The organism is Chitinophaga flava, from assembly GCF_003308995.1.
In the GTDB taxonomy this organism is placed as follows: Bacteria; Bacteroidota; Bacteroidia; order Chitinophagales; family Chitinophagaceae; genus Chitinophaga; species Chitinophaga flava.
The window spans coordinates 3,610,781-3,624,200 of sequence record NZ_QFFJ01000002.1 but is presented as its reverse complement, the minus strand read 5'-3'; the positions used below and the strand labels follow the sequence as shown (position 1 = coordinate 3,624,200).

Annotated in this window: 16 protein-coding genes; 7 read left to right on the top strand and 9 right to left on the bottom strand. The window is 46.6% G+C overall.

Annotated elements, in window-relative coordinates; translation table 11 throughout:
• From DF182_RS29615 to DF182_RS29585, 7 genes are all read right to left on the bottom strand, one after another.
• Positions 1-774, bottom strand: coding sequence for an ABC transporter ATP-binding protein (locus DF182_RS29615; protein ID WP_113619374.1), 774 nt, complete (start codon positions 772-774; stop codon positions 1-3).
• 1 nt (position 775) lies between these two features.
• Positions 776-1,570, bottom strand: coding sequence for an MlaE family ABC transporter permease (locus DF182_RS29610; RefSeq protein WP_113619373.1), 795 nt, complete (start codon positions 1,568-1,570; stop codon positions 776-778).
• 261 nt (positions 1,571-1,831) lie between these two features.
• Positions 1,832-2,317: a GNAT family N-acetyltransferase gene (locus DF182_RS29605; protein ID WP_113619372.1), complete on the bottom strand. Its 486-nt coding sequence runs from the start codon at positions 2,315-2,317 to the stop codon at positions 1,832-1,834.
• Between the two features lie 225 nt (positions 2,318-2,542).
• Positions 2,543-3,040 carry a MarR family winged helix-turn-helix transcriptional regulator gene (locus DF182_RS29600; RefSeq protein WP_245957599.1) on the bottom strand — a complete coding sequence of 166 codons (498 nt, stop codon included), beginning with the start codon at positions 3,038-3,040 and terminating at the stop codon, positions 2,543-2,545.
• 24 nt (positions 3,041-3,064) lie between these two features.
• Positions 3,065-3,850 (bottom strand): hypothetical protein, encoded by a 786-nt coding sequence (locus DF182_RS29595; protein WP_113619371.1) that lies wholly within the window; start codon positions 3,848-3,850, stop codon positions 3,065-3,067.
• 240 nt (positions 3,851-4,090) lie between these two features.
• Positions 4,091-4,768: a type 1 glutamine amidotransferase domain-containing protein gene (locus DF182_RS29590; RefSeq protein WP_113619369.1), complete on the bottom strand. Its 678-nt coding sequence runs from the start codon at positions 4,766-4,768 to the stop codon at positions 4,091-4,093.
• 108 nt (positions 4,769-4,876) lie between these two features.
• Positions 4,877-5,629: a hypothetical protein gene (locus tag DF182_RS29585; RefSeq protein WP_113619367.1), complete on the bottom strand. Its 753-nt coding sequence runs from the start codon at positions 5,627-5,629 to the stop codon at positions 4,877-4,879.
• Positions 5,630-5,862: 233 nt separating this feature from the next.
• Between DF182_RS29585 and DF182_RS29580 the strand changes: the two genes are divergently transcribed.
• From DF182_RS29580 to DF182_RS29560, 5 genes are all read left to right on the top strand, one after another.
• Entirely contained in the window at positions 5,863-6,720 is an 858-nt protein-coding gene (locus DF182_RS29580; RefSeq protein WP_113619365.1) for a TIGR02452 family protein, read from the top strand.
• Positions 6,707-7,252, top strand: a complete 546-nt coding sequence (locus DF182_RS29575) for an NADAR family protein (RefSeq protein ID WP_113619363.1) — start codon at positions 6,707-6,709, stop codon at positions 7,250-7,252. The genes DF182_RS29580 and DF182_RS29575 overlap by 14 nt, the downstream gene beginning before the upstream one ends.
• 1 nt (position 7,253) lies before the next feature.
• Positions 7,254-7,796, top strand: coding sequence for an RNA 2'-phosphotransferase (locus DF182_RS29570; protein WP_113619361.1), 543 nt, complete (start codon positions 7,254-7,256; stop codon positions 7,794-7,796).
• Positions 7,797-7,869: 73 nt separating this feature from the next.
• Entirely contained in the window at positions 7,870-8,628 is a 759-nt protein-coding gene (map, locus tag DF182_RS29565) for a type I methionyl aminopeptidase (RefSeq protein WP_113619359.1), read from the top strand.
• A gap of 90 nt (positions 8,629-8,718) precedes the next feature.
• Complete coding sequence (locus DF182_RS29560; RefSeq protein WP_113619357.1) at positions 8,719-9,903, top strand: THUMP domain-containing class I SAM-dependent RNA methyltransferase; 1,185 nt, start codon at positions 8,719-8,721, stop codon at positions 9,901-9,903.
• Positions 9,904-9,978: 75 nt separating this feature from the next.
• Here DF182_RS29560 and DF182_RS29555 read toward each other — a convergent pair whose 3' ends face one another.
• Positions 9,979-10,452, bottom strand: coding sequence for an Lrp/AsnC ligand binding domain-containing protein (locus DF182_RS29555; RefSeq protein WP_113619766.1), 474 nt, complete (start codon positions 10,450-10,452; stop codon positions 9,979-9,981).
• A 236-nt stretch (positions 10,453-10,688) separates the two neighbouring features.
• On the opposite strand from DF182_RS29555, the gene DF182_RS29550 reads away from it, so the two are divergent.
• The gene (locus DF182_RS29550) at positions 10,689-11,876 is read left to right on the top strand and encodes a serine hydrolase domain-containing protein (RefSeq protein ID WP_161964313.1); all 1,188 of its coding nucleotides are present in this window, start codon (positions 10,689-10,691) and stop codon (positions 11,874-11,876) included.
• 60 nt (positions 11,877-11,936) lie between these two features.
• Positions 11,937-12,812 (top strand): class I SAM-dependent methyltransferase, encoded by an 876-nt coding sequence (locus tag DF182_RS29545; RefSeq protein WP_113619353.1) that lies wholly within the window; start codon positions 11,937-11,939, stop codon positions 12,810-12,812.
• On the opposite strand, the gene DF182_RS29540 is transcribed toward DF182_RS29545, so the two are convergent.
• Positions 12,809-13,237, bottom strand: a complete 429-nt coding sequence (locus DF182_RS29540; RefSeq protein WP_113619351.1) for a response regulator — start codon at positions 13,235-13,237, stop codon at positions 12,809-12,811. The genes DF182_RS29545 and DF182_RS29540 overlap by 4 nt on opposite strands.
• Positions 13,238-13,420 lie beyond the last annotated feature (183 nt).

Sequence of the window (13,420 nt, the reverse complement as noted above, 5' to 3'; positions counted from 1 at the left end):
TTACTGTATGAAATTATATTGATAAAAACTTTTAATCAGGTCGTTCTCTTTCTCAAACACTTCGTCGAAAGAGCCTTGGGCCACAAATTTTCCCTCCTGCATCACAGCAATGCTATCGCCTGTTTCCTTGGCGCAGGTGAGGTCATGGGTAATGATGATGGAGCTGGTATTGAACCGGCGTTGTACTTCGTTGATCAGATTATTGATTTCGATGCAGGTGATAGGGTCCAGTCCGGCAGTAGGTTCATCATACAACATGATCTGTGGCTTCAGAATGAGGGTGCGGGCAATGCCTATACGTTTGCGCTGACCGCCGGAAAGTTCTGCTGGTAGCTGGTTGATAGTCTGTGACAGTCCTACGGCGTCCAGTACAATATCCACCATACGGCGTACCTGGTCATTGCTGATCCTTTTATTGTTGCGCCGTAATGGGAAAGCCAGGTTTTCCCCTACGGTCATACTATCGTACAATGCGGAGCTTTGAAAGGAGAAGCCTACCTGCATGCGCAGCTCGCGCAGATCTGCTTCTGTGAGGGTGTTCACATCCCTGCCCAGTACGTTTACGGTGCCCGCATCGGGATAAAGCAGGCCTACAATTATTTTGATTAATACGGATTTACCGGTACCGGAACGTCCCAGTACCACTACGTTCTCGCCTTTATGCAGGTCCAGATCTACACCACGGAGTACACGATTGGAACCAAAGGACTTATAAAGGTCTCTGATCGAAATCACTACTTCGTTCTTGTCTATATCTGCGTTGCGTTGTTTCATACTACCTGATCGAATTTACTACCTGAACAATGATTACTTCCTCAATAAAAATCAGGAACATGGAGATTACCACGGAGGTGTTGGCTGCTTTACCCACGCCCTGTGTGCCCTGTGAGGCATTATATCCCTGGTAGCAGCTCACAATGCCGATGGTAAAGCCGAACACCATGGATTTAAAGGTGGAGGAGAACAGGTCCAGAAAGGTAATGTCCTTGAATGCTTTCAGAAAGAAAGCGGTGATGCTGGTCTGTTCATTGATATGTACATCCAGATAGGAGCCCATCAATCCCACCAGGCCTGTATAGGCCATCAGTATCGGGATAACCATGGTGGTGGCCAGTACCCTGGTCACTACCAGGTATTTAAAGGGATTAATGGCCGATACCTCCATCGCATCTATCTGTTCTGTCACCTTCATAGAGCCCAGTTCCGCGCCTATGCTGGAGCCTACCTTGCCGGCACAGATCAGGGCCGTTACCAGTGGTGCCAGTGCCCTGATCACTGCAATCGCTATCAGAGAAGGAAGCCAGGAGGTGGCGCCAAACTCAGACAGAGACGGCCGTGATTGTTTGGTAAAAACAAGTCCGGTGATAAATCCAGTTAAGCTAATGAGTGCCAATGATTTATAACCTACCATGTAACACTGCCGGATAAATTCCCGTGTTTCAAAGGGGAACCGGAATAGTTCCCGGAAAAAACGGGCCACAAAAAGGAAGGTGGTGTGTACGCCAATGAAAAAGTTGTCAACCCCAGGTGAAATGAGTGGTTTTTCAGGTTGTCCGTTGCTGGAATCCATTTGCCGATTTTTAACTACTTAAACTAAATCTGAGCCCAATAATATTACAAAAAACGTTCTCTTTTGTTATTCAGGCCAGAACTTAATCCACATATTTTTATGCTGACAATGGCGGAAACGGAGCATGAATGGGGTGGAAGCTTGTAGCAGTGCAGGATGGGAATTAACGGGCAACATTATACGACGGGGGATAATTTTTTCCCCTTTCCGGAGTTAAAAAATAAGCCGGAAACAGCAATGGCCCTGTTCCCGGCTTGCTGGTCAGCAATGCAAATGATAAAATACGTCGTCTGCCGCCATCCTTGGGAAAGCCGCCGGAAGGTTGTCTGCCGCTATCTCGTCAAATCCTTTTTTCTCGTAAAAGCGTCTGGCAGCATGGAGGAAGTTAACCGTACCCAGGTATATATCCCTGATACCCTTAGAGGTTGCGTGTTCCAGCAAAGTATCGAGCAGGGCGTTAGCAATACCAAGCTCCTTGCCCCGGTATTCCCGGCGTACAAACATTTTACGTAAAGCCCCGGCATCCGCTGAATACGTTATCAACGCAATGGTGCCTACCAGCTTGTCACCGTCAAACGCTCCCCAGAAACCACCGCCCGACTGCTGATAGTGCTTTTCTATGGCCAGCAGGTCCTTTTGTGCCTCCAGATTGATGTTTACATTAAACTCCTGCTGTTGTATCGGTAAAATCAGATTGATTACCTCTTCGGAATATGCATCGCCTATTGGTTTGTATGTAATAATCATGATATGAACGTTTATACAAAGATATGTAGTTGACTACATAAATTAAAAAAAAATCTGCGGAAAATACTACTGGCGAGCAAATGGCAAAAATGCTGATCAGGTTGGTTGATCTGTATATTCAGTGATTAGCACCACGCCGGCGTTAATGCGCACAAAGATAAAAGATAGCGGTGGATGCACTGGTGTTACGGGAGACTTCTATTGGGTTCTAAAACGGGGGATGTTTTATAACTGTTGACTGCCTTGTTCTTGACGTATTTCTTCCGCTCTTTCAAAGAAGCTCTTTTCCTTGAAACGGGCTTCTACTTCATTCACAGCCCTCATGATGTTGTTGGTGCTATTGGTAAGGTCGGTTAATGCTGCAGTAATGATATCCCACACCGGTTTCATCTGTACTACCAGCTGCTGTCCTTTTTCAGTCAGGCTGATCATACGTTTGCGGGTATCTGTTTTGTCTTTCCGGGAACGGACCAGCTTTTTGGCTTCCAGTTCTTTGAGAAGGCTAATGGTGGAAGGATGCGTATAGCCAATTTCATTGGCAATCTCCACAACGCTCAGTGACTCATTGGCATGGAGACTGTATATCACAGGAAACCATTTAGGCTCAAAGTCAATGCCATGGGCTTTATAGATCTGTTGTCCGTCTTTACGTAACAGTTCGCCCAGCCGTTGCAGCCGGGTAGAGATGGCCAGTATACCGGATTGATCTATCGCATTTATCATGCGGCGAAAATAAGGACTGCCCTGTTAAAAACGGGAAGAATCTTTTGTTGCGTGAAAAACCGCTTCCTGCGAACTACAGGAGTTCGTTGTGAATACCACCTGCAAAGGCTGCCCTGGAACTGCCAGCGTACTATCATTGCTTTCAAAGAGGAGTTCCCCGATCCGGTACCAGCTCAGCTTCCCATTGGAAAATTTTTCCGTCACGATACCACTCACAGTGGTTTGATGGATAGCCTTTTTCAGGCTGCTGCGGTACTTTTTCATCATCATGATCAAACCAATACCTGCTATGGCCAGTGGAGGAGCCCAGCCCATCAGTATAACGGAAGTGTTGAAACTGCCGGTGTAGCCTGTAATCAGCAACGCACATAACACCACAGCAAATACCAGGGCCACCAGGCCGGTTTCTTTCCGCAACCTGGACAGGTTGGCTGTGAGTATTGTCTGGTGCTGCAACTGCGCAGGGTAGTTGTTGTAGCGGGCCTCTACCAACAAATCAGGTTTATGGGAATGGGTGATGATTTCAAGTACAACGGGTTGATAGGAAAGTCCTTCTGCTATCAGAGATTGTGATGACTCTTCCTGCACCAGCTGTGGCGGAAGTAATGGACATACTACTACAGCCTGGCCATCATCAAAGAGATAACGTAGTAGCTGATCTGTGGTTAACTCCATCCTTATCAGATAGCCGCTACAGATCATTTTCCGGTAAGTGTTTTCATGACTGTTCACTGCCTGTGGGTCCAGGGTGTCCAGTTGCTGCAGCAGCTGCGTATCGGCTGTCGTCAGCGGGACATTTTTCTGTTGCATCTAAAGAGCTGAGGCGTTAGGTGGATAATAGATTACGCATTGTATTAACACCAAAATAAGTGAAATTATTATGAGTATTCCCCTGTAATAGCGGACTACTGCAGTTTCTAGAGAGATGGATCATCAGCTTTTAAACCTGCTTTGAGCCGGTTCAGCAGGGGAGTAGCCTGTGTTTTTATTTACTGTGTTTCTGTTGCGGTAATACCCGGACTGTCGGCCATCCGGAAAACAATCACTATATCAGGATAGTATTTCAATGAGAATCCTTGCTACTTCTTCAGAGGAAGCCGGGTTCTGTCCGGTGATCAGCAACCCATCTCTGATGGCATACGGGTGCCAGTCTTTTTCTTTACTGTAAATGCCTCCGTTCTGTTTTAAAACATCTTCAACCAGAAAAGGTACTACCTTCGTGAGTTGCACCGCTTCTTCCTCTGTGTTGCTGAAACCGGTGACTTCCTTGCCTTTCACAATAGATGTACCATTGGGAGCCTTTACTTTTTTTAAGACGCCAGGTGCATGGCAAACAAAAGCTACCGGTTTGTTTTGCCGGTAAAATTCTTCTATCAATGCGATAGAGTTCGGGTCATCAGCGAGGTCCCATAGCGGGCCATGTCCGCCGGGGTAAAAAACAGCGTCATAGTCATCCGCCACGACTTCATTTAATTTGGCAGTATGTGCCAGTTTATGCTTTAATGTTTCATCGTCATTGAATCGTTTGGTGGCGGGCGTCTGGAAATCAGGCAGCTCGCTCTTGGGGTCTATCGGAGGCTGGCCTCCCTTCGGAGAAGCAATGGTAACCTCCGCTCCCGCATCGGCCAGGGCGTAATAAGGCGCCGCAAATTCTTCTATCCAGAAACCGGTCTTGTGGCCGGTATTGCCCAGCGTGTCATGGGAAGTAAGCACAATTAATACTCTCATAAATATGTTTTTAGAACAAGGCAGGCATGTCCGCTTTACAGATAACCCACAACTACCCGCATTGTTCTTTTATGTGCCAACTTGCACCGGAAGGTAGGGTGCGTTGTCTCAGCTGTTGCCCAGACAAACCACTGCTTTTTGTAGTGTCTGATCATAAAACAAACAGATATTCTCCGGTGCATGATGCTGGAAATCATATCCGTCCAGATTGCCAATAAAAGTAAAAGGGGTGCCCGCTTCATCCACAGGGGCTGTCACGTCCCCCTCGTCCGGAAAGAGGTCGGGGTATATATTGTCAAAAAGACGACTTTTCTTATGTTGCTGCCTTTCGACCAGATAGTTGTCTATCGGGTCCCGATTCAGATCATCAGGGCTCAGCGCTCTCAGTCTTTCCAGTCTTCTGATGTCATCTACCATTAACCCGGGCCGGTTAAAGTCTCCCTGATACAACTTCCTGAATTGCTGATAGTAGGCCTTTTTCAGCGCATACATCGATTCATTCATGTTATAGGCTATTTCATGGTCGGAGTAATTTCCCTGGTAAGCTTCCGGTTCAATATGCTGGAGATCATCAAAAAAGCGCCAGTCTGCATCAAATTTATACTTGCCGTCTATCACATCAAAGGCAAAAGTGTCGGGCTGGCTGTACCGGGTGTGATAAGCATGGGATTGTTCTCCAACTCTTCCATCGTATAATTCCTTCACAGAAACAAAGTGCAGCCACTGGCCTTCTGCGATGCCCGCCAATGGAAACATTACAGAACACAAAGGCAGGAAATGTTTCTGATGCATTTCCAGTTCATCATAAAAAACATCTTCATAAGCGGGAAACAGTTTGATAGCAATAGTTGAAATATCCATAGACCAATACTTGAAAATTTACGGCAGCAATAATAAGCTTTGTAGTAAATATCCTGAAAACCACTGAAGAGAAACGCCATTTCCGCTTGCGTTGGCAAAAAATGTTGTTTGTTAAAATAAAAATGTTTTACTTTGCGTCAGATTGACGTAAACAAAAATTAACACCTCATCAGCATAGGAAGCAATAACCCCTTCTGCGCTTTCAATTACCTGATGAGCTAAATGAAGACCGTATGAAAAAACAGGAAAGGGCTGGAATAGCCTGGGAAACAGTGGATATCCTCAACAATGGTTCCTATACTAACCCCGGAGGAAAAGAAGTAGTGATAAAAGACTCACTGCAATATGCCGCAGACCACTCCATACTATACAGGCCGGAAGACTTTGAGCAGGTGTTCCTGGAGCGGGACAGGATAGCTCCTCGTTATGATTGTACCATAGAGGTGACCCGTGAAAGTACCTTTGGTGCTGCTTACAGACTGGTGGTAAAAGAAAAACTGAACAATGTATGTTGCCTGAACTTCGCTTCTGCCAAAAATCCTGGTGGGGGATTTCTGAGCGGTGCACATGCGCAGGAAGAATCGTTGGCAAGAGCCAGTGGCCTGTATCGCTGTCTGGAGCCACAACGTGTAATGTACCAGACCAACCGGAGCTGTGGCACCTGCCTCTATACAGACCATATGATATACTCTCCGCTGGTACCCGTTTTCCGTAACGACAGGGATGAACTGCTGGACGATTATTATACCGTTTCTGTTATCACTGCCCCCGCCGTTAATGCCGGAGCCGTAAAGGATAATGAACCGCAGAATATCGGCAGGATTAAGCAGGTGATGTTGTCCAGGATAGAAAAGTTGTTGTCTGTGACCATAGCGCATCAACAGACGACACTCATACTCGGTGCCTGGGGATGTGGTGTTTTCCGTAACAACACAGAAGACGTGGCAGCCTGGTTTGCTTCCTTCCTGCAGGCAGATGACAGATTCCGTCACGCATTTTCAAAAGTGGTTTTTGCTGTGTATGATAACACTGAAAAACAGGAAACCATTAATACATTCAAAAAGAATATAACGTCCTATGCTATACGATAATCAATGGCTGATCAAAAAATATAAAGCAAACGAAAAAATAAAATACCTTTTTTTCTGGGGACATAAGGTTTCGCCGGATGGCCGTGTCACACAAAGCTGCCTGAGTCAGTGGTGGACAGCGCCTTTCGAAGAAAACGGCATCGTGTATCCCACCGCCGAACACTGGATGATGGCCGGGAAAGCCCGTTTATTTAAAGACGAGGCTGTACTGGAGAAAATATTGAAAGCCGGTTCTCCCGCCGCCGCCAAAAAGCTCGGCAGGCAGGTGCACCGTTTCGACCCTGTGATATGGGATCAGCAAAAATCAGTTATTGTAGCTGCTGGTAACCTGCTGAAGTTTTCCCAACATGCCGACCTGAAAACATTTTTATTGAACACGAAAGACCGTGTACTGGTAGAAGCCAGCCCTGTAGATGCTATCTGGGGCATAGGCATGAAAGCCGATCACGAACATATCGAAAATCCCTTGCGATGGAGAGGACAAAACCTGTTGGGTTATGCGTTGATGGAAGTAAGGGACAAATTATCATAACATGAACCCGAATAGAATCAAAAATATCAGCAAATTTCTTAGTCTCATACTCCGGCATAGCCCGGAAATCATTGGTCTTAAGCTCGATGCCAACGGATGGGCCGATGTACAGGAACTGATGGCCAAAGCTGGCCGAAAAGGACAACAATTTACACTGGAAGAATTATCCATTGTAGTGGCAGAAAATGACAAACAACGGTTTGCCTTCAACGAAGATAAAACCCGTATCCGGGCCAACCAGGGACATTCTATCAACGTGTCACTGGACCTGGAAGCTGCTGAGCCACCGGAATATCTTTACCATGGCACTGTCGGTAAATTTATGTCATCTATCAGGACGGAAGGGCTGTTGAAGATGAGCCGTCATCATGTACACCTGTCTGAATTAAAGGCAACAGCCCAGGCTGTAGGCTCCCGGCGCGGCCTGCCGGTAATATTAACCGTACGCAGTGGCAGCATGCACCGCGACGGCGTGAAGTTCTACAAGTCAGCAAACAATGTTTGGTTAACAGATCACGTACCAGCAAAGTACATTGATTTCTGAAGATAGATAGCTTCACTCAATTTGATGTTTTGCAGGGGTTTCCCTACCTTTAACTACACCAAAACCAGTGGATATGTCTATTACATCAGAATCGGATTTACAGGGAATGAAAAGAGTGAGCGAGGCAGTAGCCACTACTTTAAAGGAAATGAGGTACTATGCGAGGCCGGGAATGTCTGCAAGAGAAGTGGATGAGTATGGTGGTGAAATATTAAAAAAGCTGGGCGCAAAGTCAGCTCCCAGGCTCACATACGGTTTTCCGGGCTGGACCTGTATCAGTGTAAATAATGAGATCGCACATGGTATCCCTTCTGCAACAAAGATCCTGCAGGAAGGAGACCTGGTAAATATCGACGTGTCTGCAGAGTTGGATGGTTATTGGTCAGATAACGGTGGCTCCTTTGTACTGGGACAGGACCTGCATCAGCATCAGCCACTGGTGGATGCTTCCCGTACTATCCTTTACAAAGCCCTTCACAGCATAAAAGGCGGCGTGAAGATCGCTGACATCGGCAAACTGATCGAAAACGAAGCCGGACGCGCCGGCTTTACCGTGATCCGTAATCTCGCAGGGCATGGTGTAGGAAGAAGCCTGCACGAAGCACCCGAAGATATCCTGAACTGCTACGAACGCCGTAATAAGGAGCGTTTCCGCAAAAACAGCGTGGTGGCTGTAGAAACATTTATTTCTACCCGCTCCAACTATGCCAACCAGGCTCAGGACGGCTGGACACTGATCGGTAATAGAGGCGGTTTTGTGGCCCAGCATGAACATACCATCGTCATTACAGATGGTGACCCCGTTATTCTCACAGCTGCCAATGAAATTTAGGGATTTAGGGATTTACGATTTAGTGATTTGAAGTAAATACTACCGTCCTAAATCGTAAATCCCTAAATCGTAAATCCGTACATTTGCCGGATGACGTCTTTATACACGAAGAAAGCTCTGGTAACCATCACCTGCCATAAGTGGCTGGCGCCTTACCTGGAGCAGGAAGTAAACGAACTGGGTTTTAAGGTTGAAGAAACTTTTGTAACGGGTGTGCGCCTGTTTGCCTCTATCAATGAATGTATCCGGCTTAATCTGAACCTGCGCTGTGCCAGCCAGGTTTTATACAGCCTCCGGAAATTTGACGCCCGGGATGCCGACGAAATCTATGCGCGGGTCAATGCAATTCCCTGGGAAACACTTCTGCATCCGGATGGTTATTTCTCCATTACCAGCAACGTACAGAACGATACCATTAAAAACAGCATGTTCGCCAACCTGCGTGTGAAAGATGCGGTAATAGACCGTATGCGCGATAAAACCGGCTCAAGACCGTCTACTGGTGCTGAGCTGAGCGGTGCTGTCATTCATCTTTTCTGGAAAAATGAAGAGGCAGAAATATTTATAGATACCTCCGGCGATTCTCTGGGCCGTCATGGCTACCGTAAAATACCCGGACGGGCGCCCATGCTGGAAGCCCTGGCTGCCTCCACCATCCTGGCCACCCGCTGGGACCGCAAAGCGCCTTTTATTAACCCGATGTGTGGCTCCGGTACCGTGGCCATTGAAGCAGCCCTGATTGCCACCAACAGCCGTCCTGGTCTTTTCCGCACCAATTACGCTTTTATGCACCTGCAAGGCTACGATGAAAACGTTTACCACGAGGAGAGGGGCCGGTTGGAAAAACAAATAGTGGAAGTGCCCGACCTGCGCATCATTGCTACAGACCTGAGCCCTCAGGCCGTAGAGAATGCCCGTAAAAATGCCAGAGCTGCCGGAGTAGCCGATATGATCACTTTCTCCGTCTGCGATTTTGCCGCCACTCCTGTACCACCGGATGCCGGTGGCGTGGTATTCATGAACCCCGAATATGGTCTGCGCCTCGGAGAAATCACCGAGCTGGAAGAAACGTATAGCCGTATTGGTGACTTCATGAAACAAAAATGCGGAGGCTACCACGGTTACATTTTTACCGGTAACCTCGACCTGGCAAAGAAAATAGGCCTTAAAGCCAAACGCAGGATTGAATTCTACAATAGTACCCTCGATTGCCGTCTCCTTGAATACGAACTGTATGCCGGTACCCGCGATACCCGCAAACTGGGCACCAGTTAAAAGAATATAAAAAGCAAAGCGGCCATTGACACAATGTCGATGGCCGCTTTGCTTTTTTATGCTAATACAAAGTCTTTAAAGCACCTCGCTGACGTTGATCGGCCGGGAGAAGCTTTCTTCCAGGGAAATAATGGTTTCAGTACGTTCTATCCCTTTGATATGCTGCAGATCATCCTGCAGGATCTTACGCAGTTCTGCGCTGTCTTTACAGATGATTTCTGCAAACATACTGTAGGCGCCGGTGGTATAGTTTAACCGTACTACCTGCGGTATCTTCAGTAACTGTTTGGCTACACTTTCATACAGCGAACTTTTCTCGAGGTAAATGCCAATGAAAGCCAGTACGTCGTAACCAATTGCCCGAAGATTCACCTGCAGGCGGGTACCTTTGATAACGCCCATTTCATGCAGCTTTTTGATACGTACATGGATAGTACCCCCGGAAACAAATAGTTTTTTCCCCAGCTCTGCATAGGAGATGCCGGCATCAGTTGACATTTCCGAAATGATTTGCAAATCTAATTTGTCAATATTTAAAGAGTGGCTCATTTTCGCGGTGCGATTTAGAATATTTTCTAAAAATATGGATATTTTTGCAATAATCGCAAAAAAATATGAAACCACCGCAGGGAACGCCGGTTTTTTTGTACTGTGTGTCACGGGACCGCACAAGGATGACCATTTCCGGACATTTTTAACCAGGTGTGTAATGGTTAAATTATTGAAAATCATTGTTTTGTTATTTAGGCATGTTTTTACACTCCTCGTTAGCAAAACACTTTACAATGAAAGCACTACTCGTTATGCTGCTGACTGTCCTCCTGTTCTGCGGCCATACACAAGGACAACGTATCCAGCGTATCAACAATACTACCATCTCCGCAGACTCCCTTACCACCCGAATCCGGCAGCTCATAGACACCGCGCAGGTGACCGGCATGACTGTATCCGTCTTTAATAAAAACAAACCGGTATATGTCAGGGCCTTTGGTTTTGCAGATAAAACCAAAGGCATCCCAATGGATACCAGCACCATATTCTGGGCCTGTTCCTATAGCAAGGCTGTATTTGCCTATTGCGTGATGAAACTCGCTGAACGGCATGTCATTGATCTGGATACACCACTGGTGAGATATCTTCCTAAACCTTTACCTGATTATGTCTTCACCAAAAAAACAAGAGGATATCAGGATATCCGCAATGATAAAAGATACGAGTGTATCACTGCCCGCATGTGTCTCGATCATACTACCGGCTTTCCCAATTACCGCGGTTTTGAACTGGATGGAAAACTGCACATCAAATCAGATCCCGGCACCCTCTATGGTTATTCCGGTGAAGGGCTCTATCTGCTGCAGTTTGTACTGGAACAGCTCACAGGCAAAAACTATGAGACCATCGCACAGGAGGAAGTATTTAAGCCATTGGGAATGGACCGCAGCAGTTATATCTGGCAGGAGGCCTTTAATGACAGGCATTGCCAGGGACACGACAGTCTGCAACATCCATACGAGTTTGATCAGCGGACCAGCCCGCACGCTGCAGGCTCCCTGTATACCAGCATCACCGACTGGGACCGCTTTATTACTGCTATGCTCACCGGCGAAGGCCTGAGCAGCAAAAGCATAACGGAAATGCGCCGGCCGCAGATAGCAGTACTATCCAAAAAACAATTTGGCAACGACGCCTGGGTATATGATAAAACACCTGCTACTACCACCATCTTTTACGGCCTTGGCATCGGCTTGCTCAAAACGCCATATGGGACCGCATTCTTTAAGGAAGGCCATAGCGAAGGATGGGGGCATTATACCATCGCTTTTCCGGATAAACAGATCGCTATCGCCATCATGACCAATAGCGACAACGGGGAAAGTATTTTCAGGGAGCTGCTGGCCACCGCTATCGGTGACGTGTATACGCCATGGGAATGGGAGAACTATATACCCTATGATCACATCTCCCTGAAATAACGTTGTGAAAATTGGGCCTGATTGTGTAAATTGTCTTTCTCCCAAAAAAGACACAACACTATGAAAGCTACCGCCACGAGTAAAACAGCCCAGTATATGGCGTTATTCCGTGCAATGGAAACAACCCGTTCCAAAACCAGCAGATTATTCACTGATAAATATGCGCATCTTTTTCTGCCTGCAGGATTAAGGATAGCAGCCAGATTAAGCCACCTGCGGGCTTTTCGCAGTATGGCTGAAAATATTATTCATAAAAGAATTCCCGGCGCCTATACTTCCGGTATCGCCCGTACCCGGCTTATCGACGAACTGCTGGAAGAAGCTGTCCGCAAAGGAGCAAAGCAGGTAATGATACTGGGAGCAGGATTCGATACCCGTGGCCTGCGACTACCTTTTCTACACAATATTCCGGTAATAGAGATTGATCATCCCAATACGGCAAAATATAAGCTGTCGAGATTGAGCCAGCTGCATATACCCAAACATATCCGGTATTACCAGATTGACTTCAACCGCCAGAGCCTCGACCAGCTGAGTGCACAACATCATTTCGACTTTTCATTGCCTACTGCGGTAATTTGGGAAGGGGTGACCAACTATCTCACCGCTGAAGCCATCAACAGCACGTTTGCCTTTCTGCAACGTTTTGCGGTTGGCTCCTATGTGATATTTACCTACGTCCACCTGGATGTGCTGGAAAACCCAACCTCCTTTATAGGGGCGGAAAAACTATTGAATGATGTGGCCAACCTGGAAGAGAAATGGACTTTTGGTTTTGAGCCGGAAGCGCTCAGTGCTTATTTAAAACAGTATGGCTTTACATTGATGAAAGACCTGGGAGCAGATGAATACCGGGCACTTTATCTGGATGGAAGAGAAAAGGAGGAAGGATATGAATTCTATCGGGTGGCCTTTGCCTGCCGGCAGGAGGCCTAGTCTTGCTGAAACGGGGTCGTCGTTGCTCCCCTGGTTAACACTACCTGTAAAAGTTTACACAGCTCATTAAAACGAGCGGGTTTAATGATATAATCTACCGCGCCCATAGAGCGGGCGGTCAACATCTCGCGGGGTTCATCGCTGGTGCTGTAAATGATCACCGGGATATCTTTCAGGTGTTCTATGTCTTTGATTCTTTCCAGAAACACAATACCATTCATCAATGGCATGTTCAGGTCCAGGAAAATCAGGTCCGGGCGGTAAGCACGGGTACATAGCTGGTCCAGTGCTTCCTGGCCATTGCCTGCTGTAAAACAGTGTATCGGATGATTCAGTTCTGCCAGTGCCAACTTAAACAGCTCCTGGTCATCCTGATCATCGTCTACCAACAACAGTGTTTTCAGTTCTCCATTATTCTTATACATATTTTATAGCGGTCACTAGGTTATAAATGTACGTTTTATTCTGTGATAAAATGGTGAGCAATTACGCATAATTAATTCACGTTCATGGCTATATGTCCCATTTTGACCTAAACATTTTGAGTTTGTGGGTGTTACCTATATAGATAATAAGCCTTTTTGCCAGTTATTGTTAAAAAAAAGTTT

Coding starts and splice junctions, on each gene's coding strand:
- DF182_RS29615 (WP_113619374.1), bottom strand. CDS start 774: ATGAAACAACGCAACGCAGATATAGACAAGAACGAAGTAGTGATTTCG.
- DF182_RS29610 (WP_113619373.1), bottom strand. CDS start 1,570: ATGGATTCCAGCAACGGACAACCTGAAAAACCACTCATTTCACCTGGG.
- DF182_RS29605 (WP_113619372.1), bottom strand. CDS start 2,317: ATGATTATTACATACAAACCAATAGGCGATGCATATTCCGAAGAGGTA.
- DF182_RS29600 (WP_245957599.1), bottom strand. CDS start 3,040: ATGATAAATGCGATAGATCAATCCGGTATACTGGCCATCTCTACCCGG.
- DF182_RS29595 (WP_113619371.1), bottom strand. CDS start 3,850: ATGCAACAGAAAAATGTCCCGCTGACGACAGCCGATACGCAGCTGCTG.
- DF182_RS29590 (WP_113619369.1), bottom strand. CDS start 4,768: ATGAGAGTATTAATTGTGCTTACTTCCCATGACACGCTGGGCAATACC.
- DF182_RS29585 (WP_113619367.1), bottom strand. CDS start 5,629: ATGGATATTTCAACTATTGCTATCAAACTGTTTCCCGCTTATGAAGAT.
- DF182_RS29580 (WP_113619365.1), top strand. CDS start 5,863: ATGAAAAAACAGGAAAGGGCTGGAATAGCCTGGGAAACAGTGGATATC.
- DF182_RS29575 (WP_113619363.1), top strand. CDS start 6,707: ATGCTATACGATAATCAATGGCTGATCAAAAAATATAAAGCAAACGAA.
- DF182_RS29570 (WP_113619361.1), top strand. CDS start 7,254: ATGAACCCGAATAGAATCAAAAATATCAGCAAATTTCTTAGTCTCATA.
- map (WP_113619359.1), top strand. CDS start 7,870: ATGTCTATTACATCAGAATCGGATTTACAGGGAATGAAAAGAGTGAGC.
- DF182_RS29560 (WP_113619357.1), top strand. CDS start 8,719: ATGACGTCTTTATACACGAAGAAAGCTCTGGTAACCATCACCTGCCAT.
- DF182_RS29555 (WP_113619766.1), bottom strand. CDS start 10,452: ATGAGCCACTCTTTAAATATTGACAAATTAGATTTGCAAATCATTTCG.
- DF182_RS29550 (WP_161964313.1), top strand. CDS start 10,689: ATGAAAGCACTACTCGTTATGCTGCTGACTGTCCTCCTGTTCTGCGGC.
- DF182_RS29545 (WP_113619353.1), top strand. CDS start 11,937: ATGAAAGCTACCGCCACGAGTAAAACAGCCCAGTATATGGCGTTATTC.
- DF182_RS29540 (WP_113619351.1), bottom strand. CDS start 13,237: ATGTATAAGAATAATGGAGAACTGAAAACACTGTTGTTGGTAGACGAT.